The organism is Neorhizobium sp. SOG26 (assembly GCF_003491345.1).
GTDB classification, from domain to species: domain Bacteria; phylum Pseudomonadota; class Alphaproteobacteria; order Rhizobiales; family Rhizobiaceae; genus Neorhizobium; species Neorhizobium turbinariae.
In genome coordinates this window covers 1,244,438-1,269,269 of the sequence record NZ_CP025512.1, presented here as the reverse complement: position 1 = coordinate 1,269,269, position 24,832 = coordinate 1,244,438, and the positions used below count along the sequence as shown (strand labels likewise).

Below are 24,832 nucleotides of genomic sequence, written 5' to 3'. Positions count from 1 at the left end.
ATCAGCCTTTGAGACCGAAGATATCGGCGAAGGTCTTCAGGTCCTTTTCCGAGCTCTTCAGCGCTTCGGCGGCGTCGATCGGCAGCACCTTGATCTGGTCACGGGAGGGATAACCTGCGGGCAGGTCAATGCCGTTGCGGGCGGGAATATAGCCCAGCTTGACGGCTGTCTTCTGCCCGTCTTCCGAAAGGAGATAGTCGATGAACTTCTTTGCGTCGTCCGCGTGCTTCGTGGATGACAGGATGGCCGCCGGCTCCGTGACCGCCGAGACCCCTTCTGTCGGGAAAACGAACTCGATCGGTGCACCCTTGGCCTTCTCGCGGATCGGCATGTAGTCGACCACGACGCCATAGGCTTTCTCGCCAGTCGCAACAGCCTTCAGCACGCCGCCATTGCCACCTGCAGCAACCGCACCGTTTTCCTTCAGGTTCTTGTAGTAGTCCCAGCCGAGCTCGGAGACGCCAGCCAGCGTCTGTGCGTGAATGAGCGCCGCGCCGGATGCGAGCGGGCTTGGCATGGTGACAAGTCCCTTGGCCTCGGGCTTGGCGAGGTCCGCCCAGCTGGTCGGCTTCATCCCCGCCTGCGTGTTGTACATGATGCCGGTGGTGATCAGCTTGGTGGAATGATAATAGCCCTCGGCATCATAAAGAGCTGCATCATAGTACACCGCTTCCGGTGATTTATAGGCCAGCAGCTGACCCGCCTGCTTCAGACGCTCCAGCGTCACCGTATCCGCGATCAGCAGCACGTCAGCCACCGGATTGCCCGCCTGGATCTCGGCATTCAGCTTTGCCATGATCTGCGGCGTTCCATCGCGCACCCACTGGACATCGATGCCCGGATTGGCAGCCTTGAACCCATCGATGGTTGCCTGGGCATCCTCGTTCGGCTGGCTGGTATAGACCACAAGGTCAGTTGCGTTCGCACCTGACATCAATCCAAAGGCAACAAGGGCAGTAAACGCGGAAAGAAGCTTCGTCATCGAGGGGTCCCTGGTAAATTCAAGCGGACCATAACCATCCTTGCTTGACAGGCATATGACAAGCTCACCCAACACCCTTATTTTCAAGGGAATGCAAATGAAGCTCGCCGAACGCCTGTCGGCACCACCAGACCTGCCGCGCGACGGCGGCAGGTCTCGCAGGTCGTTTGTTACGCTGCGGCGGGAAGCGCGTTAGCAATCAGGCGGCCAAGCCGCTTGATGCCTTCCTCGATCATCGCGTCATCGGCGCAGGAGAAGCTCATGCGCAGCGTATTGGCATTGCTGCCGTCCGCGTAGAAAGCCTTGCCCGGGACGAAGGCGACGCGCTCGGTTGCGATCGATTTTGCCAGCAGTTCTGCGCCATCCAGCCCTTCCGGCAGTGTGACCCAAACAAACATGCCGCCTTCCGGGCGTGTCCAGGTGGCCGCCTTCGGCATGTACTTATCCATGGCAGCGAGCATCACGTCACGGCGGCGGCTGTATACGGCGCGGATCTTCGCGACCTGGGCATCGAAGCCACGCGACGCGACATGTTCGATGGCGATCTGGTTGATCGTCGACGAATGAAGGTCGGCCGCCTGCTTCATCAGCACCAGCTTGCGGATGACCGGCATGGAAGCGATCACGAAACCGACGCGAAGGCCCGGCGCCAACGTCTTGGAAAAGCTGCCGCTATAGATGGTCCGCGTGTTCTCGATCCCGCCATTGCGGGCGATGTCCAGCGCCATGATGGGCGCGACCGCTTCGCCATCATAACGCAGGTGCTGATAGGCCGCGTCTTCGAGGATGGCGATGTCGAGCTCGTCTGCGAGCTGGAGCAGCTTCTGGCGGCCTGCGAGATCAACCGTCTCGCCGGTCGGGTTGGAGAAGTCGGAGGAAAGGTAGGCGAACTTGACGCTGCCGCCTGCCTTTGCCGCGGTCTCACGATAAGCTTCCGGCGTACGGTTGCCGTTCAGCGACAGCTTGTCGTAGGTCGGCTCGTAGGCGTTGAAGGCCGAAAGCGCGCCGAGATAGGTCGGCCAGGTGACGAGGGCGGTATCCTTCGGCGACAGGAACAGCTTGCCGAGATAATCGAGCGCCTGCTGTGAGCCGGAGGTGATGAAGACGTTGTCCGCGGTGCAGTCGATGCCAATCTTGGCGACCTCGGCGACGATCCACTCGCGCAATGGCTTGTAGCCTTCGCTGACCGAGTACTGCAGTGCCGAACCAACCTGCCCGCTGGAGAAGATGTCGGCATAAGCTTCCTTGAAAGCCTCGTCCGGGAAGAGCGCCGGGTCCGGAATGCCGCCGGCAAAGGAAATAATGTCAGGCTGATCGAGCAGCTTCAGGAGCTCGCGTATCTCCGATGCCTTCATGCGGCTGGAGCGTGAGGCGAAGATTTGTTCCCAATCGAGCATCGGATGTTTCCTCATATTTCAATTTGTTATGCGGATACATTACAGAAACATCGACAGGTCAGCAATACTGACCTATCGCGCCGCGGAGCAAAATTTTTGCTGCTTTTGCTCCCGCGGCCTGGTCACAAAAAACCACGGCCGAAGCTCTCGCTCCAGCCGTGGTCCTTATCATACTTCAGAAGCTTAGTTGACGGCCTTGTCGACCAGCTTGTTCTTGCCGATCCAAGGCATCATGCCGCGCAGCTTTGCGCCAACTTCTTCGATCTGGTGGCTGTCGTTGTTGCGACGAATGCCCTTGAAGCGAGCCATGCCCGAACGGTACTCCTGCATCCACTCGGAGGTGAAGCGGCCGGTCTGGATGTCCTTCAGCACGCGCTTCATCTCGGCCTTGGTTTCTTCCGTGATGATGCGGGGACCGGTGACGTATTCGCCCCACTCTGCCGTGTTGGAGATCGAGTAGTTCATGTTGGCGATACCGCCTTCATAGATCAGGTCGACGATCAGCTTAACTTCATGCAGGCACTCGAAATATGCCATCTCCGGTGCGTAGCCGGCTTCAACCAGCGTTTCGAAACCAGCGCGGATGAGCTCGACGAGACCGCCGCAGAGAACGACCTGTTCGCCGAAGAGGTCGGTTTCGCACTCTTCCTTGAAGTTGGTTTCGATGATGCCCGAACGACCGCCGCCAACGCCACAAGCGTAGGAGAGAGCGAGTTCAAGCGCGTTGCCGGAAGCGTTCTGGTGAACGGCCACGAGGCAGGGAACGCCGCCGCCCTTCTGGTATTCGCCACGAACCGTGTGGCCCGGGCCCTTCGGCGCGATCATGACTACGTCGACCGATGCCTTGGGCTCGATCAGGCCGAAGTGAACGTTGAGGCCGTGAGCGAAAGCGATAGCAGCGCCGTCGCGGATGTTGGCAGCGATCTCATCCTTGTAGATGTCAGCCTGCAGTTCGTCCGGTGTCGCCATCATCATCAGGTCTGCCCACTTGGCAGCTTCGGCAACGGTCATGACCTTGAAGCCGTCGGCTTCTGCCTTCTTGGCAGTCTGCGAGCCGGCCTTGAGCGCGATCACCACGTTCTTGGCGCCCGAGTCCTTGAGGTTCAGCGCGTGCGCGCGACCCTGCGAGCCATAGCCAATGATGGCAACGTTTTTCGACTTGATCAGATTGAGATCGGCGTCACGATCGTAATAAACGCGCATCTTAAGATCCTTCCCTATGCGTGTGTGTGTTTGGTTCTTGGTTTAGCGTCCAGCCGAGGCGCGTTGCGCATCAGCAGATTGGTTATGCGTGCCATGCAGCACCAGGAAGGCATCAACCGCCTTCTGGGCTTGCCGCGCATTGTCCTTGAGGCCAGGTTCGCCGATCAGCATGCGCACATGCAGGTCGGAAACGATCAGCCCGTAAAGCGTGTGATAGGCGGCATCGGCATTATCGAAGCGCAGCAGCCCTGCCCGCTTCCCCTGGTCCATGAGGGCCATGGCGCGGCGATCGATCTGCCGGCGCCCATGCTCAAGCAGCAGCTTGCCGAGCTTTGAGCCTTCGCGATGCGACTGGCCGATCGCCAAGCGGTTCAGCGCCAGCGAGACATCGCCGGACAGGACTTCAAGAAGGTCGCGAGCAAAAAGCTCCAGGTGGTCTCGCAGAAGCGGCGCCGTCAGCCGTTCGCCGGACCGCTCTTGGGTGCGGACCTTGGAGGCCTGATAGGCGATCATGGCGGCAAGCAGGCCTTCACGATCGCCGAACCACTTGTAGAGGCTTTCCTTGGAGCAGTTGGCGGCACGCGCCAAGCCAGATGTCGTCAGCGCCTTTTCACCACCCTCTACAAGCAACCGAAGTGCCTGCTCCAGAACCTCGTTCTGCCGCGGCGAAAATTCGGGCATGTCACTCGTCTCGGGTCTCACTGCTCAACTCTCAGGCTCAAATTCTTCACGTACCGTACCGTACGGTTCCGTTCCTATAGCCGATCCAGCGCCATCGTCAAGCGGTCACGAACGCCCTATCGCTTTTTTCGATTCCGCTTATGATCAACCCCATCCATGGAGGGGAAAACATCTTGAAAAACGTCATGATCCTGTTGGCGGCGGCCACGCTCGCCGCCCTGCCTTCACTTGCCCAGGCGGCCGAGACCCGCTGCGGCTGGATTTCCAACCCGACGCCGCGCAACTGGTGGCTCGATGACCGCGACAAGACTTGGGTGATCATGACACAGGGGCCGGATGACCAGGAGCCGGAGGGAATGGACCTGATCCCGGACATCTCGGAGAAGGAGTATGTCAGGACAAACGGGAACTATGGTTATGCCTGCGCTTGCCTCTCTGTCGAAACAGACGGCGACGAACGTATCACCAGCATCATCTCGTTCAGGCAGCTCAAGCTGTCGCAGTGCCGCAACGACAAGGCGCTGAAGTTCAAAGGCTGAAGGGCGCGCTGCCTATCGGTTACGCTGGGTCAGGACGCTCAACACCACACCCGCGGCCGCCTCTCCGGATGGCACAGGAACCTGCAGCCGTTGCCACGTGAGCTCGAAACCCTCCATCGTCGCCCGGCGCTGCAGTGTGTCGGAGGAAAGTCGCTCGGCCCAACGGCAGAGGCTCGCCGGTCGCACGACTTCGTTAATATATTCCGGAACGACCGGGTAGTCGGTGATGAGGTTCGGGAGCGCGCCGGTCCAGATCTTGATCCGCTTCGACATCAGAGTGATCAGCCAGTCGGCCTTATAGGCGGAAACGACCGGAACGTTTGACAGCGCCAGTTCTAGGATGACGGTGCCCGAGGCTGCAATTGCAGCATCAGCTTTGGCAAAGGCATCCCATTTTGCGTCGGTGGTGACCGTTATCTCGGCGTTGAGGCCAAGCTCCGCCGCGAGCGAGCGAACCAGAGCCTCCTGGCGGGTCACCGTGGGCAGGAGGAACCGCGTCGGACCATTGCGCTCCGCAAACTGACGCGCCGCCTCAGCGAAGACCGGCAGCAGCGCCCTGATCTCCCCGGACCGCGAGCCCGGCAGCAGAAGAATCGTTTTTTGCTCGCCTTCCAGGGGAAGCGGACGTTCTGCCCGAAGACCGCGAACCTTCAGCACGGCAGGATCATCCGTCAAACGATGGCCGACAAACGTGGTGGGCGGACCACCGAGCCGCTGCATCGCTTCCGGCTCGAAAGGCAGCACAGCCAAGACATGGTCGACGTAATCGAGCATCGCCTTGGCACGATACTCCTTCCACGCCCAGACGCTGGGGCAGACATAGTCGATGATCGGCAAGTCAGGCAGCGCCTCGCGCACCTTCTTCGCGACGCGGTGCGTAAAATCGGGGCTGTCGATGATCACGAGCACATCAGGCTTTGCAGCGACAAGCGCCGCAGCCGTCTGGTTGATGCGCTTGATCAGGTTCGGCAGGCGCGCGAGGACCTGGGTGAGACCCATGATCGACAGCTCGGAGAAGTCGAACAGGGATTTCAGCCCCTGCGCCTGCAGAGCCTCTCCACCGACGCCGACCAGTTCGATCTCATCCCCCCGGGCCGCCTTGAGTGCGGCAACAAGATTTCCACCAAGCAGGTCGCCGGAGACCTCGCCGGCCACGACGCCAATTTTCAATGGTTCGGTCATGACAAGCCTCCGTCCGGCAACCCCATGTCGATGCCGCAAATGAAGATCCCGGCCTCGTTTGCGGCTGCGACCATCTTGTCTTCCTCAAGCACGAGCGCGCGTCCTGCCTCGACGGCGATGCCAGCCAGACCCGCGCGCACCGCATTTTCGACCGTCGAGGGTCCGATCGATGGAAGGTCGGCCCGCATGTCCTGCTGGGGTTTGCAGAGCTTCACGAGAACGCCTTTGCGGCGCGCGGATATCCGTCCCTCTGCACGCAGCACTGCCACCCGGTGCAGCATCTGGTCGGTGCCTTCGACCCCTTCAAGGGCAACAACGCGACCGCCGATGCTGACCGCACCTTGCCCGATATCGAGTTCACCGAGCTTGGTTGCGGCCTCGGCCGCCTTCGTCACGTCACGCAGATCATCGTCACTCGGTTGATGGATGCCGAGCGCGCCGACGCGGGCAAGCAGCGCTGGCGCAATCTCGTGTGCGCCCACTACGGTACATCCCTGCGCCTCGATGATGCCTATCGCCGCCTGCAGAAGCGCATCGTCTCCGCCCGAGATCAGCGTGCCGACCAGCGACGGAAGCTGGCGCAGCGCCTTCCAGTTCGGGCGGATATCGCGCCAGTCCGGCCGGCGTTTCACCGCACCCGACAGGACGACCCGGTTGATCCCATGTTGGCGAAAGATGCTGGCGAAGCCGGCTATATCGGCAATGCTTGCGGTGACGGTCTCGAAGCCTTCGAAGGCCTGAGCCGCTTCATCTCGAAGCCGGATCATCAGCGGCTCGTTACCCGCATCGCGCGCTGCCTGCGCCAGGTAGATCGGCAGGAAACCGTCTCCAGCGATGATGGCGAGCCGGCCCGCCGCAGGAGATCGCTGCTGATCGGCCACAGCCGATCAGCTCTTGTTACGGAAGGGCGACGAGATTGCCCGGTCGCTTGCGGCAGCGATGAAGTCGAGGATTTCCATGACTTCCTTGCTATCGGCATATTCATCGCGAATGGCGGCTGCGTTGGCGCGGATATTCCCCTCGCCTTCGAAGATTGCCTTGTACGCGCGGCGGACAACGTGGATCGTAGAACGTTCGATGCCGGCGCGGCTCATGCCGACGACGTTCAGTCCGCCCAGCACACCAGGGTTGCCGTTCAGCATTCCATACGGGATCACGTCATAATTGACCGCAGACAGTCCGCCGATGAAGGCCTGACGGCCGATTCGCGTGAACTGATGCACGGCACATCCGCCGCCCAAGATGGCACGATCGGCAACATGGACGTGACCCGCGAGCATGACGTTGTTCGACATGATGATGTCACTGCCCAGTTGGCAGTCATGCGCCACGTGCGAATTGGCAAGAAACAGGCAGTTGCTGCCGACGACCGTCTTGCCGCCACCACCGACGGTGCCGCAGTTCATCGTAACGCCTTCCCGGATCGTGCAGTTATCGCCGATTGTTAGTGACGATTCCTCACCTGCCTCATGAAGGCTTTGGGAGACGCCACCAATGACCGCCATCGGAAAGATCTGGCAGTTGCTGCCGATTTCCGTCTTCCCCGTCACGACCGCGTGCGAGTGCAGCTTCGTGCCATCCTTCAGGACAACGCGCGGGCCCACATGCGCAAACGGACCCACGACGACGTTCTCGCCAAGGATAGCGCCGTCCTCGACCACCGCCATAGGGTGGATCTGCGCACTCGCTGCGATCCCGCTCATTCCTCGCCCTTGCGCATCATTGCACCGATATCTGCCTCAGCCACCAGCGCGCCATCTACCTTGGCGTCGCAATGGAACTTCCAGATGTTGCCGCGCTGCTTCAGCTTGGTGACATGGTACTCCACCCGGTCACCGGGAACCACCGGTTTGCGGAAACGGGCGTTATCGATCGTCATGAAATAGACGAGATGGCCGCCCTCGCCGTCCTTGCGCGCGCAGATCGCGCCAGCCGTCTGGGCCATGCCTTCGACCAGAAGCACGCCCGGCATGATCGGACGGTCCGGGAAATGGCCGGCGAAATGCGGCTCGCTTGCCGTCACGTTCTTGATGCCGATCGCCGAGTTGTCGCCGTCGATATCAATGATCTTGTCGACCAGAAGAAACGGGTAGCGATGGGGCAGCAGCTTCATGATTTCCTGAATATCGGCCGCACCGAGTTCCGGCTTGGTCTCTTCAGTCATTGTTCTTCTCTCCTTTACGCTTCGCCCGTTCATCAGACTGGGCCATCTTCTCGGCCATCTCCCGCAGGAAGTCCTTGATCGGCCGGGCCGGCACACCGCCATAAACCGCGCCGGCCGGCACGCTCGCGACGACACCGCTGAACGCTGCGATCTGTACCCCGTCGTTGATGGTGATATGGCCATTGATGGCGGCCGCACCGCCAATCAGCACGCCGTTGCCGATCGTTGTCGACCCGGCGATGCCGACACCCGACGCGATGCCGCAATGACGGCCAATGCGGACGTTGTGGGCAACCTGCACCTGGTTGTCGATCTTCGTACCTTCGCCGATGACAGTGTCATCCATCGCGCCACGGTCGATGGTCGTGTTCGCGCCGATCTCGACATTGTCCTGGACGATGACGCGGCCGACCTGGACGATCTTCAGCATACCGCGTGGTCCGGGCGCGAAGCCGAAACCATCCTGCCCGAGCCGTGCGCCGTTATGGATGATGACGTTGTTGCCAACCAGGGAAGCGACAATGCTGGCGCCTGCTGCGATTGTGCAATCGCGGCCAATCTTGACATCCGCGCCGATTACGCTGCCGGCCCCAATGCGAGTGCCGCTGCCGATCTCGGCGCGTGCGCCGATAACAGCCATCGGCTCAACCTGAACATCCGCTTCCAGCTTGGCTGTGGGGTCGATGAAGGCCGCCGGAGAGATTCCTCCAGTCGAAGTCACCGGAGACGGGCGCATCGCGATCGGGTGCAGGAAAGCACCGGCCATCGCGAAGGCCGCATGCGGCATCTTGCTGACGAGGACCGCAATGCCTTCCGGCACAACACTCTGGAGCGCAGCATCGCAGATGATCGCGGAAGCCTTGCAGGTCGCCAGTTCGTCGCGGCTCTTGCGGGAAATGATGTAGCAGATCTGCCCTTCAACCGCCCGAGCGACAGGCGCAACCGAACGGATGATGCGATCACCTGCGGACGGATCAAGCAGATCGGCCCCAAGATGGGCGGCCAGCTCTCGCAGGCTCACGCCACCATGGGGCGGAAAAAATTCATTATGGTCCATAAGCCAGGCTCCGGAGCGGATTTCCGCCCGACGAGCGGGCGGAAACGATCAGAACTGGTTCGCCATGCTGAACCGGAATTCCTGGGTCTCGTCGAAGTCTTCCTTCACCACAGGATGCGCATAGTCGAAGCGGATGTTGCCGAACGGCGAGGCCCACATGATGCCCGCACCGACCGATGCACGCCAGGTCATGTCGGTGCCCTGCGCCGTGCTGGTGCCGAGATCGACCTTGTTGCCATAGAGCGTACCGGCGTCAGCAAAGACTGCAGCGCGGAGCCCGAAGTCTTCCGGAATTGCCGGCATCGGCATCGTCATTTCAGCCGATGCGGTGAAGTAGGTCGTGCCGCCAAGCGGATCGCCGTGATCAACCGTGCGCGGACCGATACCGTCGTTTTCGAAGCCACGAACCTGACGACCACCCAGCGTGAACTGGTCGAAGACGCGCAGGCGGTCACCCGTTGCGAAGACATGGCCGGCGCCGATCGCAATCGAGCCGATCAGGTCGGCTTCGGTGGAGAGCGTGTGGAAGTAACGTGCACGCGCCGAGATCTTGTAGAAGTCGGAGTCGCCGCCAAGACCCGCATATTCATGCGTAAACGTGGCGTACATACCTTCACGTGCCAGCGTGGTGCTGTCGAGCGTGTTGTAGGTCAACGTCTGCGAGATCGACGACTGAACGAACTCGCCCTTGTCCACCATCGAGATGTATGGATAGGACAGGTTGTCATCAGCCGTAAACGGCAGATTGTCCGCACCATAGGCGCCATCGTTGCCGTATTCGATCTGCTTATAGGTGTAACGGAAGGTCGTTGCCAGATCTTCGGTGATCGGCGCCGTTACGCGCAGCGTTACGCCCTGTTCGTCGTAGTCGTAGTAGTCGTTGGATGACGTACGGTTCTTGAAGAGGTCGAAGCCGGCGGCCAGACGATAACCGAGGAAATAAGGCTCGGTGAACGAGATGTTGTAGGTGCGAGCATCCTCAAGACCGCCACCAACGGCGACGCGGATGAACTGGCCACGACCAAGGAAGTTCTTTTCTTCAACAGAAGCTTCGAGCAGGAAGCCATTGCCGCTGCTGCCCGGGGAGTAACCGGCACCGATACCGAACGAACCGGTTGCCTGGTCTTCCACGTCAACGATAACGACAACCCTGTCTGGCGAACTGCCCTGCGACGTCGAGATATTGACCTTAGTGAAGTAGCCCAGCGCTTCGAGGCGGCGCTTGGCGCGCGAGATCATTTCCTGGTTGAAGGCGTCGCCTTCGCTGAAGTCGAACTCGCGGCGAATGACATAGTCGCGCGTGCGGGTATTACCGCGCACTTCGATGCGCTCGACATAGGCGCGCTCGCCCTGGTCGACGAGATAGGTTACGCCGATCGTGCCGTTCTGAAGGTTACGGTCGCCGCGCGGCGTAACACGTGCGAACGGATAACCGGCAGAGGCAACACGACGCGAGATCGCTTCCATCGTCTTCTGGACTTCGCGGGCGTCGTAGGTAGCACCCTCCCGAGTCTGCACGAGACCCTGAAGATCCTGGCCGCTGATGCCGTCAACCGTCGATTCGACGCCGATCGGACCGTACTGGTAGCGCTGGCCTTCTTCGACAGTGAAGGTAATGTTGTACTTGTTGTTGGCTTCGTCGAGCACGGCGTTCGACGAGATCACACGGAAGTCAGGATAGCCGTGGTTGTAGTAGAACTGGCGCAGCGCATCCTCGTCGGCACGCAGCTTGTCTTCGCTATAGACGTCCTTACGGGTCAGGAACGACAGCGGACCGGATTCCTTCGTCAGGATAACGGCCTTCAGGCGGCTGTCGCCATAAGCCTGGTTGCCGACGAAATCGATATCAGCAATCTTGGTGCGGTCGCCCTCGTTGATCACGAAGGCAAGGTTAACGCGACCCTGGCCCACCGGCACGACCTGCGTCGTGATCTGAACGTCGCTGCGGCCGATGGCGCTATACGCCTGGCGCAGACGCTCGATGTCAGCATTCACCATGGTTTCGGTGTAGGGGCCGAGCGGCTGGGTCTGAACAGCAGCCTGGAGCTTCTCGTCGGTGATCTTGCGATTGCCGTTGAAGACAACCGTGTTGACCAGCTGCGCTTCGCTAACCGTCACGACCAGCGTGCCGCCGGAAACAGCGATCTTCACATCTGAGAAGTAGCCGGTTGCGTAAAGGCGACGGACGGATTCATCGACATCGCTATTGGAAAAACTCACACCGGGACGGATCGTGAGGTTGGAACGAACAGCCTCTTCGCCTGCCCGCTGAGCGCCGCGCACAGCAATGTTGCGCACGACTGCAGCCTCGGCAGACTGGGTGGAGGCAAGCACCACAACACCTGCGCCGGGGGCAACAACACTAGCAGACAGCGCAACCGCCGACACTGCGTTCAAAAACTTTGAACCAGCCTTCATTTCAATCTTTACCTTTTCCCGTTGTCCCTCGGCGGGCGGAACCCGACTCCGGCCACGTGTGTGGTTTTACCTTCTTTTGCCCTACAAGCAAGCTATCGCGTTAATTTCTATTTACTTCCTTCATAGCCGTGGCCCAATGGCCACGCAACTGTTGGAAACATGGTCAACAAACTGTTATTTCGCCTGTTTTTAAGGGTTAACCGATCAGGTTGGTGATGTCGTTGAAGGTCGCAAAGACCATGAGACTAAGCACCATGGCAAGCCCAATCCTGAAGGCAATGTCCTGAGCGCCGGCGCCGAGCGGGCGTCCGCGAATTGCCTCGATCGCGTAAAATACGAGATGCCCGCCGTCCAGAACTGGCACAGGCATGAGGTTCAGGAGGCCGATCGAGACAGACAAGACGGCAGCCAGTTGCACCACCGCGGCAAAGCCCAAGGTCGCCATCTGGCCGGATGCCTGGGCCACCCTCACCGGCCCACCAAGCTGGTCCGCCTTCATGCGCCCCGTGACGAGATTGCCGATATAACGGAACGTGCCGGTAATGATGTGCCCGGTTTCCTTTACGCCTTCGCTGACCGCCTGGATCGGCGAGAAGGTTTCGACGCGGAAGTTGCCGCGCTGCTCGTTGGTGACGATCCCGATCAGTCCGAGTTCGACCTTGTTGCCGAACTGGTCGGTCACTTCCGAGCGCTTCGGCACCATCGGCAGGTCCATGTCGCGCCCGTCGCGTTCGACAGTCACGGTGATGGGCGTTTCCGGCCGGATGCTGACATAACGGCGGACATCGTCGAAGGTGCGGATGCGGGTCCCATCGAGCGCCACCAGCCGGTCGCCCGGCAGAACGCCGGCAGCCTCGGCCGCACTGTTGGGCTGTACTTCGGCGACGACCGGGTCAGCAATGACCTTGCCATAGACGCTGAAGAGAACGGCGAAGATGGCAATCGCCAGGATGAAATTGGCAATTGGACCGGCAGCGACCGTGGCCGCTCTTTTCCACAGCTTTGCGCCGGCAAGCGTCTGCGCCTTTTCGGCTTCGGAAAGTCCTTCCAAACCGGTGGCATCCGGCATGCTGGCGACATCGTCGTCGCCGTAGAATTTCACATAGCCGCCAAGCGGGATGGCCGAGAGCTTCCATCGCGTGCCATGTTTGTCGGTGAAGCCGACAAGCTCCGGGCCAAAGCCAACAGAGAATGCGGTCGAGCGGATTCCGCACCAGCGACCCACCAGATAGTGGCCCATCTCGTGCACGAAGACGAGCAGGGACAGCACCAGAATGAAGGGAATGATATAGCCGGTGAGGAAGCTGAAGATGGCCATCGGAGTTTCCGTTTCACAAATGCATCGACCGTCGATGGACGTCAGTATCCAAACAGGAAGGCCGCTACGGGCATTTCGGGACGGCCCGCCAGGGCCGAATACGCTACAGACAGCAAAAACGCTGCGAAGCAGGCGAAAACGAGGCCATCGACCCGATCCATCACGCCGCCATGTCCAGGGATGAGGTGGCTTGAGTCCTTCACGCCGAACCTGCGCTTGATGAAGGATTCGAAGAGATCACCAATCTGGCTCGCAACCGAGAGCAGAAAGGCGATGACAATCGTCCACAGCGACAGGCGCGAAAAAACGACAAGCGTCAGAGCCGAGCTCGCGATGATTGCCGAAACGGTACCGCCGACCGCACCGGACCAGGTCTTGCCGGGCGAGATTCGCGGCGCGAGCTTTGGACCCTTCAAGGCGCGGCCCACGAAGTAGGCGAGGATGTCGGTCGCCCAGACAACAGCGAAAATGAACAGCATCGCCATCAGGCCCGCCTGGTCATCGGCGCGGATCGCAGCAAGCGAGATGCCGCTCAGGCCCGCGTAGACGATGCCGCCGGGGAGCCACCAGTTGGCTCGCCCGAGCAGAACCAGAAGGATCGCCGTGATCGATGCACCACCCAGAAGCGGCACGCTGAAGACGCCTTCATTGAGAACAAGGTCGGCAGCCAAAAGCGCGATGATGACCCAACCGAAGGCATTGGTGCGGAAGTTGCGCTCCGCCAGCCGCGTCATCGTTGACCATTCGTAATAGATCAGCAGCGCCGTGAGCGCCGCGACAAGGCGGAACCAGATGCCGCCATAGTAGGTCGCGGCCAGGATGACGACGGCCAGAACGATCCCGGAAAGAATGCGACGCTTGAGTTCCCCGCTCATCAACCAACCACCGCAGCGGTCTTGGTTGACAGGCCACCGAACCGGCGGTCACGCGAGGCGAAGATCTCCAGCGCATGGTTGAAGAGCCTGCGGTCGAAATCCGGCCAGTAGTCGGGAATGAAGACGAGCTCCGAATAGGCCGCCTGCCAGAGCAGGAAGTTCGAAAGTCGCTCTTCGCCACTCGTCCGGATGATCAGTTCAGGATCCGGGATTTCAGCGGTGTCGAGATTGCGACTTATCATCTCGACATCAATGTCTGACGCCTTGAGGGCGCCCTGCTCCACCTGCGTGGCAAGCTTGGCCATGGCGCGCGCAATCTCATTGCGAGCACCATAGTTGAAGGCGATCACCAGCGTCAGGGCCGTATTGAACTTGGTGGTCTCCTCCGCCTCCAGAAGAAGCGGAAGGATGTCGCCACGCAGGTTCTCGCGCTCACCGATAATCTTGATTCGCACGTTTTCGCGGTGCAGTTCAGCCAGGTCGCGACGGATGAACCGGCGCAGCAGGCCCAGGAGGTCGTTCACCTCGCTCTCGGGCCGGCGCCAGTTTTCCGAGGAGAAGGCGAACAGCGTCAGATATTTGACGCCCGCCTCGCCCGCGGCACGTACGGTCTCGCGAACTGCCTCGACACCCTTGCTGTGCCCGACAGTGCGCGGCAGCCCACGCTTGTTGGCCCACCGCCCGTTGCCATCCATGATGATGGCAACGTGTTGAGGAATTATCGCAAGTTCAAGCTTCGCCATTTCGATGCGTTTCCTTCAGCAGGCCAAGTAACAGGGTGGCCTGCGCCAGCTAGACCTGCATGATTTCCTTTTCTTTCTCGGCAAGCAAGCGGTCGACTTCCGAAATCGTCTCGTCCGTCATCTTCTGTACTTTTTCCGACTGGGCGCGGCTTTCGTCCTGGCCGATTACCCCGTCTTTTTCCGCCTTTTTCAGTCCATCCATGCCGTCGCGGCGCACGTGGCGAGCCGCCACCTTGGCCTTTTCGGCATAGTCATGGGCAACCTTGACGAGCGACTTGCGGCGCTCTTCGTTAAGCTCCGGAAGCGGAATACGCAGGTTCTGGCCGTCAACGATCGGGTTGAGGCCGAGATGCGATTCGCGGATGGCGCGATCGACGGCACCCACCATGGACTTGTCCCAGATGGACACGCCGAGCATGCGCGGCTCCGGCACGGTGATGTTGGCAACCTGGTTCAGCGGCACGCGCGATCCATAGGCTTCAACCGTTACCGGGTCGAGGATGTTGGCCGACGCACGGCCGGTACGCAGAGATGCGATATCGTTCTTGAATGCGGCGACTGCACCATCCATGCGCCGCTTGATGTCACTAAGATCAATTCCACTCATCCGAATACTCCCTTAACTTTTCCTGGCAGCGTTCAACGCTGCCGTTCAATCGTCAGCTACGATGGTCTTGCGACCGCCGCCGGTCAAGATTTGCGCGAACCCGCCTTTCTCGTGGATCGAGAAGACGATGATCGGGATTGCGTTTTCGCGCGCCAGTGCCACAGCCGCGACGTCCATGACGGCGAGACCCTTTTCCAGCACTTCGCCATGCGTCAGCGTCTCGAACCGAGTCGCGGTTGGATCCTTCTTCGGGTCGGCGGTGTAGATGCCGTCGACCTGGGTGCCCTTCAGGATTGCCTCGGCACCGATTTCGGCGGCACGCAGCGCCGCGGCCGAGTCGGTCGTGAAGAACGGGTTGCCGGTGCCGCCCGCGAAGATCACGACGCGACCCTGTGCGAGGTGATGCAGCGCCTGGCGTTGCGAGAAGCTTTCGCAAATCTCGGGCATGGAGATCGCCGACAAGACAACCGTGTCGATGTTCTGCTTTCGCAGCGAGGTTGCAAGCGCCAGTGCGTTGATCACCGTGCCGAGCATGCCCATGTGGTCGCCCGTCACGCGATCGCCGCCCTTCGAGGCGACTGCGACACCGCGGAAGATGTTGCCGCCGCCGACAACCACCCCAACGTCCACGCCCATGGCGCGAGCCTCGGCGATATCAGAGGCGATCCGGTCGGCAACATTCACGTCGATGCCGAAGCCCTGGCTGCCCATGAGCGCCTCGCCGGAAGCCTTGAGCAAGACACGCTTGTAGATTGGCTTGGACGACATCGGCTACTCCTTGGGAAAACTGCCTGGGCAAGGTCAAACGCGTTTGCGGATACACGAAGGGCACCGGCTTGTCACCGGTGCCCTTTTCTATTTCGCAGATTTGGATGCTGAATAACTCAGGCCAATTGAGGGCGATCAGCCCTTGGCAACAGCCGCGACTTCAGCAGCGAAGTCGGACTCTTCCTTTTCAACGCCTTCGCCGAGCAGCAGGCGGGCCATGCCCGTGATTTCGATCGGCGCGCCAACTTCCTTTTCAGCAGCCTTGACGGCATCGCCGACGGTCTGGTCGGGGTTGATGACGAAAGCCTGCGAGAGAAGTGCAACTTCTTCGAAGAACTTGCGCATGCGGCCTTCAACCATCTTTTCGATGATGGCGTCCGGCTTGCCGGAAGCGCGCGACTGCTCGATGAACACGTTGCGCTCGCGCTCGGCAACAGCTGCGTCGACTTCTTCGGCGCGGATGGCGAGCGGGTTGGTTGCAGCGATGTGCATGGCGATCTGGCGGCCGATGGCGTTCAGAGCGTCCTTGTTGCCGGTGGACTTGAGGGCAACCAGAACACCGAGCTTGCCGAGACGGTCAGCAGCAGCGTTGTGGATGTAGGTGGCAACAACGCCGTCTTCGACTTCAAGAGCAGCCGAACGGCGCAGGTTCATGTTTTCGCCGATGGTGGCAACTGCGTCCTTGATGGTGTCGGTAACGGACTTGCCGGTTGCCGGGTAGGTAGCAGCGCTGACGGCGTCAACCGAGCCATCGGTGCCAAGAGCAACGTCGGCTACGCCGCGAACCATGCTCTGGAATGCGTCGTTACGGGCAACGAAGTCGGTTTCGGAGTTGATTTCAACAACAACGGCCTTGGTGCCGTTGCTGGCAACGCCGATCAGGCCTTCTGCAGCGGTACGGCCAGACTTCTTGTCGGCCTTTGCGATACCCTTGGCGCGCAGCCAGTCGATGGCTGCTTCGATGTCGCCATTGTTTTCAGCAAGTGCCTTCTTGCAGTCCATCATGCCAGCGCCAGACTTTTCGCGCAGTTCCTTAACAAGTGCAGCGGTGATTTCAGCCATTTTCGTGCCTCTTATCGTTTCGATTGCGTGTCGCCGGAAGAACGTCGGCAGACTCGAGGTTTTGGGACGAATGTACCCGGATGTATGACGGCGTGATGCTAGACATCACGGTCGCGACTGTCTCTACGACGGGCCTCAATGGCCTGCGGTGACGGTCGCTTCAAATGACGAAGGCCAGGGATAACGGTATCTCTGGCCTCTGTCGTAATCACGGAGCCGAGCGGATGAGCCGCCCGGACGGCCTTAAGCTTCTGCTTCGCCTTCGAGAGCCGGCTCGATCGGAGCTTCAGCGGAAGCGCCAAGGTCACGGCCCGAAGCGCCCTGCTGGCGAGCGATGCCGTCGATGGCAGCGCGAGCGATCAGGTCGGTGTAGAGAGCGATGGCGCGCGAAGCGTCGTCGTTACCCGGGATCGGATAGTCGATGAGGTCCGGATCGCAGTTCGAGTCGATGATGGCAACGACCGGGATACCCAGGCGCTTGGCTTCATCGATAGCGATCTTTTCCTTGTTCGTGTCGATGATGAACATCAGGTCCGGCGTGCCACCCATGTCGCGGATACCGCCGAGAGCCTTTTCAAGCTTTTCGCGTTCGCGCTCGAGGTTCAGGCGCTCCTTCTTGGAGTAGCCGGACTGCTCCGAGCCGAGGATCTCGTCGAGCTTGCGCAGACGCTGGATCGAGTTCGAAATGGTCTTCCAGTTGGTCATCATTCCGCCGAGCCAGCGGGAGTTGACGTAGTACTGGGCCGAACGCTTCGCCGAGTCGGCGATCAGTTCAGAAGCCTGGCGCTTGGTACCAACGAACAGAACGCGGCCGCCACGAGCAACGGTGTCGGACACGACCTGAAGGGCGCGCGACAGCATCGGAACGGTCTGAGCCAGGTCGATGATGTGGATGTTGTTACGATCGCCGAAGATGTACGGCTTCATCTTCGGGTTCCAGCGATGGGTCTGGTGGCCGAAGTGAACACCAGCTTCCAGAAGCTGGCGCATGCTGAAATCAGGCAATGCCATGCCTTTTTCTCCTTTTCCGGTTGAACCTCCGCAAGGCGACCAGCATCCTCTTCGAGGACGCCACCGGGCGGAACCGTTCGGATTTCTCCCGACCGATCCCATGCCTTACGTGTGGAATGGTGGTGGCCATATAGCTGTTAGGCCGGAAAAGCAAGCGGCAAAGGCGAGAAATCACCTCTCTGTCAGTGCGAGCTTGGCGCCAAGCCCGACAAAGGCTGCCGCGAAGCTGCGCCGCATCCAGGCGAGCACGCGTGGACGGCTGATTACCTGGTCGCGCATGACAGCGGCAAAGCATCCGTAGATCGCAAAGACGATGAAGGTCATGGCCATGAAGAGCGCACTCAGCGTCAGCATCTTGAGGAACGCGCCCGGATCCTGCGACGGAACGAACTGCGGCAGGAAGGCAAAGAAGAAGATCGACAGCTTCGGATTGAGGATGTTGATCAGGATGCTGGTGACAATTACCTGCCGTGCCGACTTCGGCACGTTCCCCTCGTCCACGCTCAACGCGCCCTTCTCCCGCAAGGTGTTCCAGGCCATGTAGAGAAGGTAGGCGACGCCAAGATACTTGATTATGTCGAAGGCGAGCGCACTGGTGTGCAGGATCGCCGCCAAACCCGTAATCGCGGCCGCCATATGCGGGATGATCCCGAGCGTGCAGCCGAAGGCAGCAATGAGGCTCGCCCGCCCGCCACGCGTCAGCCCCGCGGCGATCGTGTAAAGCGCGCCAGTTCCCGGCGAGGCGATGATGAAAAGCGATGTCAGCAGGAATTCGATGCTCATTGTCCCCTCCCGGAGGTGCGAGATACGAAAAATGCTTGCTGCGCCCCACCTACTTAGACGGAGCGGGACATGTGTCTTCCTGCGGCTTCAGCGTTTCCAGCTTCACCAGGTTGCCGGACAGCGAAAAGTCGCCGTAGTCCATGGTAAGGTCGCGGGTGATGCCGTTTTCATAAAGCTTGAACGACATGTTGTAGACCGGCGTCGGATCCCCCACCGCGCTCTCGTTGAAGTAAGCGATGGTCACCGGCCAGTAAGGTTCCGTGGCGAACTCACCTGCCTTCTCGGCGTCCGCATCGTCCTTCGCCGGCTCCTGCTTCTTGCCGATGACCGTTGTCGTCACAAGCGCCTGGTCGCCATTTTCGGATCCATCAAAGACGCGCGCTTCAAAGAAGTTCTTCCCCTGCTTGGCGTTTTCAATCACATCCAGCATGTGGCCGGTCGGGAAGTCGCTCATCGGCAGTTCGATCTCGCGGCCATCCGGCTGCGTCAGCTCCACCTTGACGCCGTTCTCGGCTGCCTTGGCGTCGCCTACCAGTTGCTTGTCGAGCTGCTCGTCCGTGAAAGACTTCGTCTCGAAGTGGAACTGGCCGGCCGTCAGATCCTCGTAGGTCGTCGTCTGCTGGTCGCTGAGACGCGTCTCCTCGCCGGTGCTGATCTTGGTGACGAGCCGGAAGTTGGTCGAGAACCCAGTGCAGGCCGAGCCCGTGAACTCGTAGACCATGCGCCCGACCATGCCTTCGATGCCGGAGCGCTCCGATGCATCCTTCAGCTTGAGATCGTAAATGGCGCGATGTGGCACCAGTGCCCGAGCCCCGCTCTCGACAGTCGCCTCGCTTGAAGTAGCAACGACCAGGCTCGACCCGCCGAAAAGGAGCGCCACGAGGCTCTTGCGCAACATTCACATTCTCCTGTTGGACTCAGCCCAGGTGTAATAAGAACTGCATCTGGCCAAGCTAAGGCCTTGATGCAGGATTTTTGGATTTTTTACAACAAAACGGAGTCTGATGTGGCCGAAGCAATCGAAGCGCGCCTGAAGGAATTGGGGATCACCCTACCCGTTGCAGCTGCGCCTGCCGCCAACTACCTTCCCTACGTGATCACCGGCAATCTTCTGTTCATTTCCGGCCAGTTGCCGAACGAAAACGGCAAGGTTGCCGTGACGGGCCTGGTGGGACGCGATGTCGATGTCACGACGGCAACCCGCGCGGCAGAACTCTGCGCGATCAACATCCTTGCCCAGGCCAAGGCAGCTCTCGGCGGTGATCTGGGACGCGTGAAGCAGGTGGTGAAACTTTCGAGCTTTGTCGCGTCCGCTCCGGACTTCGTCGAACAGCATGTGGTTACCAACGGCGCCTCCAACCTGATCGCCAACGTCCTCGGCGATGCCGGCAAGCATGCACGCGCCGCCGTCGGCATGGCCGCGCTGCCGCTCAACGCATCGGTTGAAATCGAAGCCATTATCGAGATCACGGCATGACCGATACAAGCTGGATCAAGGAAACGCCGATCGCCCACCGCGGCTACCACGACACGAACAAGCTGGTTTGGGAAAACACCCTGTCCGCCTTTGCGCGTGCCGCGGAAGCGGGCTTTGCGATCGAATGTGACGTGCAGCTTGCGGCCGACAGCGTGCCGGTGGTCTTCCACGATGACGACCTCCAGCGTCTGTGCGGCATCAAGGGTGATCTGCGTGAGAAGACTTCTGCCGAGCTTGGCATGCTCGCCGTTGGCGGCACGAAGGACAAGGTCCCGACGCTGAAGCAGATGCTCCAGCTCGTGGACGGTCGCGTTCCGCTGGTCATCGAGGTCAAGGGCCGCACCGCAGGCGACGATGACGGTTTTGCCGAAGCCGTGCTCGAAGCGCTGGAAGGATACAAGGGCAAGGTCGCCCTGATGAGCTTCGACCACCATATCCTGAGGGACCTGAAAATGGCCGGTTCCCCCTGGCCGGTCGGGCTCACCGCGGAAGGAGACAAGCCGGAAGACTTCTTCAAGCACGACGAGGCAATGCAACTCGGGCTCGATTTCATCTCCTACCATTGGCCGCATTTGCCAAACAGCTTCATCACCGCGCAGCGGGGATCAGGTGTCCCGGTGATTACCTGGACCGTGAGGGATGGAAACGGACGGGCTCAAAGCTATCTTCATGCGGACCAAATGACCTTCGAGGGTTTCGACCCGCGTGAAATGGATGCCCAATAAGGGACGAATGACCGGTAAACTGACAATCCGTGTCGAGCAGTCGCTGAGCGCGATCAGTTCCCAGAGCTGGTCGCGCCTTTCCGGCGCATCCAGGGATGCAACGGACGGGACACCCTATAACCCCTTCATATCTCACGCTTTTTTGTCAGCGCTGGAAGAATCCGGGTCTGCAACAGCAAAGACCGGATGGCTGGGGCATCACCTCCTGCTAGAGGATGACAAAGGCGACTTGATCGGTGCAGTGCCGGGTTATCTCAAGAACCACAGCCAGGGTGAATATGTTTTCGACCATGGCTGGGCGGACGCCTTCGAGCGCGCCGGTGGTCGCTATTATCCAAAGCTTCAATGCTCGGTGCCTTTCACGCCGGCAACCGGCCCTCGCCTCCTTGTCTCCGCAGGCTACGACAAGCCGTCAACGGAACTGACGCTCGCAGCAGGTCTCCAGGAAGTGACACGACAACTCGGCGTGTCCTCAGCCCACGTCACCTTCGTGGCGGAATCCCAACTGGCAGCCTTCGAGGAAGCGGAATACCTGCACCGCACGGACAAGCAGTTTCACTTCCTGAACCAAGGGTATGCCGATCATGAGGCCTTTCTGGAGACGCTGGCATCACGAAAGCGCAAGGCGCTGAAGAAGGAACGCCGTGCCGCGCTTGAGAACGGCATCACGATCGACTGGCTCACCGGCAAAGACCTGACGGAAGCCATCTGGGACCAGTTCTACGAATTCTACATGGACACCGGCGGGCGCAAGTGGGGCCGGCCCTACCTGACCCGGCAATTCTACTCGCTCATCGGCGAGCGCATGGCCGACGACATCCTGCTCGTCATGGCCAGGCGCGACGGCCGTTACATCGCTGGAGCCATCAATTTCATCGGTGGCGATGCGCTATACGGTCGCCATTGGGGCTGTATCGAAGACCACCCCTTCCTGCATTTTGAGGTGTGTTACCACCAGGCGATCGATTTTGCGCTTGCCAAGGGCCTGCAGCGTGTCGAAGCCGGTGCGCAGGGCGAACACAAGCTGGCGCGCGGTTACCTGCCGGTGACAACGCATTCGATGCATTACATCGCCCATCCTGGCTTGCGCCGCGCCGTTGCCGACTATCTTGAGCGCGAACGCCAGGAAGTGGAATACATGAACGAGTACCTGCAGGAGCACAGCCCCTTTCGCAAGGGGGAGCGTCAGCAGGAACAGGATTGAGAACCAACGCCGCGACACCGCATGAGAGAGACAAGATCATGAGCAACCAGACCTACGACGCCAACAACATCTTCGGCAAAATCCTGCGCGGCGAAATTCCCTCCCACCGCGTCTATGAAGATGATGACACGCTCGCCTTCATGGATGTCATGCCGCAGTCGCCAGGTCACCTCCTGGTGATACCGAAGGCGCCGTCGCGCAATGTGCTCGATGCGGATCCGGCCGTTCTGTCGAAGCTGATGCCGGTGGTGCAGCGGCTTGCCAAGGTCGCCAAGGAAGCCTTCGAGGCTGACGGCATTACCATCATGCAGTTCAACGAGGCGCCTGCCGGGCAGACCGTGTTCCACCTGCATTTCCACATCGTTCCGCGTTACGAAGGCGTCGCCCTTCGCCCGCATTCGGGTCAAATGGAAGACAATGAAGTGCTGGCTGCCCACGCACGGAAGCTGATCGAGGCATTGGCTGAGTAAGTTCAGGCGACCTGAAGCGTCGTTGACGGTGCGCGCTCTGGGCTCAGCCTCGACAGGAGCGCGCGCGCAAACAGCCAGGCCAGCAGAAACATGATCACACCACCTGCGATGTCGACGAGGAAGTGCCCGCCCTGGACCAGGACAGCCGGAAACATCAGGGCGTTCATAACGTAGAACAGGATCCGGACCGGCATCAGCCGTGGTGCGAAGGCCAGTGACATGCACGCCATCACGATGTGGAAGGATGGAAAGGCAATCAGGCCCAGGACGTTGTTGGGTGAAAGGTAGCTCACCCCTTCCGCCGCCAGCCGCAGCAGTTCCCGCCCATAGGCCGGATCAACGGCAAGGGGGATCGTCTCCATCACCCATTGCGGAAGCGAATAGTAGGACGTTGCGCCGAATGTCGGGAAAAAGAACCAGAAGATGACGGAAGCAAGCGCTCCGATTATGCCAGTCAGCAGGAAATGGTGCAGCCTTCGGTCATCACCGCTGAAGCCGTACCAGCACACCAGCAGCAGGAGCTGCGGCAGCGACGTCGCATAGACGAGAAACAGCGTGTAGCCGATCCATGAATGCTGCGCGGCGAAGGTGACAACCGAAGGCCAGTCGTAGCCGAGCATGGCGTCGAAGCGCATGAGGAATGGGTCGATCGACTGGTTGACGGTGGGCAAGAACGTGTAGTTCAGCGTTGAGCAGACCAGGGAAAACAGAATGAACAGGCCGGATCCGCACAAGGCGGTCGAGACGCGTAATGCTGGACGGAACCGGCGATAGAGCTGGCCCGAAAGCAGCAGAAAAAGCCCGATCAGCGTTGCTGCCGCGTAGCCTTCGATATCGACGGCAACGTCTTTTATGACCACGAAAGCGATATCAACAACGGCGACCAGCAGGATCGTGCAGGCGATCAGCCGCTCTACTGGATTAAGCATCCCCCGCCCCACATCCAATACCTGTAAACGATCGCTACAGGCGAAAGCTTAGGATGTGATGAACACGTTAGAAGCCGATCCACCACAGGCCGACCACGAGGATCGCGATCGGCACAAGCACGCCAACCGCGATCCTGCGGCCCGTAGCGAGAAACACGGCAAAGCCGATGCCAGCGGCGGCGAGCCGCAGCCAGAGTGGCGAGGCTGCAAGTGTCCCAGTGGGAAAGACGATGAGCTTGGCGGTTACCGCCATGACGAGCGCCGTCGCAACCGCCTTTACCCAATAGAGCGCTTCGGAATCCTCGCGCAGGCGATTGCCGAACAGCACGCCGAGCCACCGCCAAAAATCTGTCGCGACAAACCCGGCGACGATGATCACCACATAGGTCCACCAACCGTCGATCACGCCGCGCCTCCCGCGGGATGTGCCAAGCTCCTGCGGCGTCTGCGGTCAATGAGATAGGCGACCGTACCGCCCCCGATGCCGGCGTACAGAAGGTCGAAGCCCGGAGCGAGATAGGCCATGACCGGTCCCATCACGACGCCGATGATGAAGGCAATCCGTACGACGGTCTGCTGGGCGCTTCGCCATATCGAAGACAGGAAGTAGACGGGTGTCAGCATGAACAGGGCGCCGGCGATGATGGGCGGGAAGCTCGATACGAGCCCGTAGCCGATGCCAACCAGAACGGAGTTCGTCAGGGTCAGCGTCACGCAGAATCCGGAGAAATACGCCAGCCGATGCTCTTTCGGCACCTTCCTCAAGTTCTGCAGCGCGAAGACCCATGAGGTGATGGCGATGAAATGCGACACGAACAGTAGAAGCCAGACGGGTGTGCGGCTGGTGCGCATCTCCGGCATGATGGACGCCACCATCGGCATCATCCGGATCGATGAGAGTGTGACGGCGAGGAAGGACGCCGCGATATGTGCGCCGCTCAGCATCGAGCCGACCAGGATCATCTGCGCCGGCAGCGCCCATATCGACAGGGTCATGAAAACCGCCTGCCAACGGGTTAAGCCGGCTTCCAGCGCAAAGGCGCTGAAGCCGATATAGGATGTCATGAGGATCAAGGCGGGCAGAGACAGGATACCCCGCATCCCGGCAAAGAACCACGAAGACGCGCGGCCGCTATTGTCGTCAATCTCTTGCATCGGCCACGCGTGTTCGGAATCAGCCTCGTCTTGATACGACGATGCCGGGACAGGCCCGGCATCGCAAGTCTCTGATGATGAA

Annotated in this window: 27 protein-coding genes; 5 read left to right on the top strand and 22 right to left on the bottom strand. The window is 60.3% G+C overall.

The features are described 5' to 3' along the window. Position 1: 1 nt before the first annotated feature. From CYG48_RS06450 to CYG48_RS06435, 4 genes are all read right to left on the bottom strand, one after another. A complete protein-coding gene (locus tag CYG48_RS06450; RefSeq protein ID WP_118851522.1) occupies positions 2-982 on the bottom strand; it encodes an ABC transporter substrate-binding protein in 981 nt (326 codons plus the stop codon). Between the two features lie 170 nt (positions 983-1,152). After that, positions 1,153-2,379 carry an aminotransferase-like domain-containing protein gene (locus tag CYG48_RS06445; protein WP_118849611.1) on the bottom strand — a complete coding sequence of 409 codons (1,227 nt, stop codon included), beginning with the start codon at positions 2,377-2,379 and terminating at the stop codon, positions 1,153-1,155. A 183-nt stretch (positions 2,380-2,562) separates the two neighbouring features. After that, entirely contained in the window at positions 2,563-3,582 is a 1,020-nt protein-coding gene (gene ilvC / locus CYG48_RS06440; RefSeq protein ID WP_118849610.1) for a ketol-acid reductoisomerase, read from the bottom strand. 42 nt (positions 3,583-3,624) lie between these two features. Continuing rightward, on the bottom strand, positions 3,625-4,263 hold the full coding sequence (locus tag CYG48_RS06435) for a TetR/AcrR family transcriptional regulator (protein WP_118849609.1): 639 nt from the start codon (positions 4,261-4,263) through the stop codon (positions 3,625-3,627). Positions 4,264-4,448: 185 nt separating this feature from the next. Here CYG48_RS06435 and CYG48_RS06430 point away from each other — a divergent pair, with 185 nt between their 5' ends. Beyond that, positions 4,449-4,802 carry a DUF4087 domain-containing protein gene (locus CYG48_RS06430; protein WP_245450544.1) on the top strand — a complete coding sequence of 118 codons (354 nt, stop codon included), beginning with the start codon at positions 4,449-4,451 and terminating at the stop codon, positions 4,800-4,802. Between the two features lie 12 nt (positions 4,803-4,814). Here CYG48_RS06430 and lpxB read toward each other — a convergent pair whose 3' ends face one another. The 15 genes from lpxB to CYG48_RS06350 all read right to left on the bottom strand — a co-directional run bounded on the left by lpxB (position 4,815) and on the right by CYG48_RS06350 (position 19,688). Further along, positions 4,815-5,984, bottom strand: a complete 1,170-nt coding sequence (lpxB, locus tag CYG48_RS06425; protein WP_118849607.1) for a lipid-A-disaccharide synthase — start codon at positions 5,982-5,984, stop codon at positions 4,815-4,817. Beyond that, positions 5,981-6,865: an LpxI family protein gene (locus tag CYG48_RS06420; protein WP_199925235.1), complete on the bottom strand. Its 885-nt coding sequence runs from the start codon at positions 6,863-6,865 to the stop codon at positions 5,981-5,983. The genes lpxB and CYG48_RS06420 overlap by 4 nt, the downstream gene beginning before the upstream one ends. Positions 6,866-6,871: 6 nt before the next feature. Continuing rightward, a complete protein-coding gene (lpxA, locus tag CYG48_RS06415; RefSeq protein ID WP_118849606.1) occupies positions 6,872-7,687 on the bottom strand; it encodes an acyl-ACP--UDP-N-acetylglucosamine O-acyltransferase in 816 nt (271 codons plus the stop codon). Beyond that, a complete protein-coding gene (gene fabZ / locus CYG48_RS06410; protein ID WP_118849605.1) occupies positions 7,684-8,148 on the bottom strand; it encodes a 3-hydroxyacyl-ACP dehydratase FabZ in 465 nt (154 codons plus the stop codon). The genes lpxA and fabZ overlap by 4 nt, the downstream gene beginning before the upstream one ends. Continuing rightward, the gene (gene lpxD, locus CYG48_RS06405) at positions 8,141-9,205 is read right to left on the bottom strand and encodes a UDP-3-O-(3-hydroxymyristoyl)glucosamine N-acyltransferase (RefSeq protein ID WP_118849604.1); all 1,065 of its coding nucleotides are present in this window, start codon (positions 9,203-9,205) and stop codon (positions 8,141-8,143) included. Before lpxD ends, fabZ begins: the two co-directional genes overlap by 8 nt. Positions 9,206-9,253: 48 nt before the next feature. Continuing rightward, positions 9,254-11,623 carry an outer membrane protein assembly factor BamA gene (bamA, locus tag CYG48_RS06400; protein ID WP_118849603.1) on the bottom strand — a complete coding sequence of 790 codons (2,370 nt, stop codon included), beginning with the start codon at positions 11,621-11,623 and terminating at the stop codon, positions 9,254-9,256. Between the two features lie 196 nt (positions 11,624-11,819). Further along, the gene (gene rseP, locus CYG48_RS06395) at positions 11,820-12,941 is read right to left on the bottom strand and encodes an RIP metalloprotease RseP (RefSeq protein ID WP_118849602.1); all 1,122 of its coding nucleotides are present in this window, start codon (positions 12,939-12,941) and stop codon (positions 11,820-11,822) included. Positions 12,942-12,982: 41 nt separating this feature from the next. Then, positions 12,983-13,816: a phosphatidate cytidylyltransferase gene (locus CYG48_RS06390; protein WP_118849601.1), complete on the bottom strand. Its 834-nt coding sequence runs from the start codon at positions 13,814-13,816 to the stop codon at positions 12,983-12,985. Beyond that, on the bottom strand, positions 13,816-14,559 hold the full coding sequence (locus tag CYG48_RS06385) for an isoprenyl transferase (protein ID WP_118849600.1): 744 nt from the start codon (positions 14,557-14,559) through the stop codon (positions 13,816-13,818). Before CYG48_RS06385 ends, CYG48_RS06390 begins: the two co-directional genes overlap by 1 nt. Positions 14,560-14,608: 49 nt before the next feature. Then, a complete protein-coding gene (gene frr, locus CYG48_RS06380) occupies positions 14,609-15,166 on the bottom strand; it encodes a ribosome recycling factor (protein WP_118849599.1) in 558 nt (185 codons plus the stop codon). A 45-nt stretch (positions 15,167-15,211) separates the two neighbouring features. Continuing rightward, on the bottom strand, positions 15,212-15,934 hold the full coding sequence (gene pyrH / locus CYG48_RS06375; protein ID WP_118849598.1) for a UMP kinase: 723 nt from the start codon (positions 15,932-15,934) through the stop codon (positions 15,212-15,214). Positions 15,935-16,069: 135 nt separating this feature from the next. Further along, positions 16,070-16,996 carry a translation elongation factor Ts gene (tsf, locus tag CYG48_RS06370; protein ID WP_118849597.1) on the bottom strand — a complete coding sequence of 309 codons (927 nt, stop codon included), beginning with the start codon at positions 16,994-16,996 and terminating at the stop codon, positions 16,070-16,072. A 243-nt stretch (positions 16,997-17,239) separates the two neighbouring features. Further along, complete coding sequence (rpsB, locus tag CYG48_RS06365) at positions 17,240-18,007, bottom strand: 30S ribosomal protein S2 (protein WP_117191361.1); 768 nt, start codon at positions 18,005-18,007, stop codon at positions 17,240-17,242. 171 nt (positions 18,008-18,178) lie between these two features. After that, positions 18,179-18,790, bottom strand: a complete 612-nt coding sequence (locus tag CYG48_RS06355; protein WP_118849596.1) for a LysE family translocator — start codon at positions 18,788-18,790, stop codon at positions 18,179-18,181. Between the two features lie 49 nt (positions 18,791-18,839). Continuing rightward, positions 18,840-19,688 (bottom strand): cell envelope integrity EipB family protein, encoded by an 849-nt coding sequence (locus CYG48_RS06350; RefSeq protein WP_118849595.1) that lies wholly within the window; start codon positions 19,686-19,688, stop codon positions 18,840-18,842. A 108-nt stretch (positions 19,689-19,796) separates the two neighbouring features. On the opposite strand from CYG48_RS06350, the gene CYG48_RS06345 reads away from it, so the two are divergent. From CYG48_RS06345 to CYG48_RS06330, 4 genes are read left to right on the top strand one after another with little or no spacing between them, the layout of a single operon-like run. Then, entirely contained in the window at positions 19,797-20,267 is a 471-nt protein-coding gene (locus CYG48_RS06345; protein ID WP_118851520.1) for a RidA family protein, read from the top strand. After that, complete coding sequence (locus CYG48_RS06340; protein ID WP_199925234.1) at positions 20,264-20,992, top strand: glycerophosphodiester phosphodiesterase; 729 nt, start codon at positions 20,264-20,266, stop codon at positions 20,990-20,992. The genes CYG48_RS06345 and CYG48_RS06340 overlap by 4 nt, the downstream gene beginning before the upstream one ends. 7 nt (positions 20,993-20,999) lie before the next feature. After that, a complete protein-coding gene (locus tag CYG48_RS06335) occupies positions 21,000-22,196 on the top strand; it encodes a GNAT family N-acetyltransferase (protein ID WP_118849594.1) in 1,197 nt (398 codons plus the stop codon). 38 nt (positions 22,197-22,234) lie between these two features. Next, positions 22,235-22,666 carry an HIT family protein gene (locus CYG48_RS06330; protein ID WP_118851518.1) on the top strand — a complete coding sequence of 144 codons (432 nt, stop codon included), beginning with the start codon at positions 22,235-22,237 and terminating at the stop codon, positions 22,664-22,666. Between the two features lie 2 nt (positions 22,667-22,668). On the opposite strand, the gene CYG48_RS06325 is transcribed toward CYG48_RS06330, so the two are convergent. From CYG48_RS06325 to CYG48_RS06315, 3 genes are all read right to left on the bottom strand, one after another. Further along, positions 22,669-23,595 (bottom strand): phosphatase PAP2 family protein, encoded by a 927-nt coding sequence (locus CYG48_RS06325; protein WP_118849593.1) that lies wholly within the window; start codon positions 23,593-23,595, stop codon positions 22,669-22,671. A 67-nt stretch (positions 23,596-23,662) separates the two neighbouring features. After that, positions 23,663-24,001: an AzlD domain-containing protein gene (locus CYG48_RS06320; RefSeq protein ID WP_118849592.1), complete on the bottom strand. Its 339-nt coding sequence runs from the start codon at positions 23,999-24,001 to the stop codon at positions 23,663-23,665. Further along, positions 23,998-24,750 (bottom strand): AzlC family ABC transporter permease, encoded by a 753-nt coding sequence (locus tag CYG48_RS06315; RefSeq protein WP_118849591.1) that lies wholly within the window; start codon positions 24,748-24,750, stop codon positions 23,998-24,000. Before CYG48_RS06315 ends, CYG48_RS06320 begins: the two co-directional genes overlap by 4 nt. Positions 24,751-24,832 lie beyond the last annotated feature (82 nt).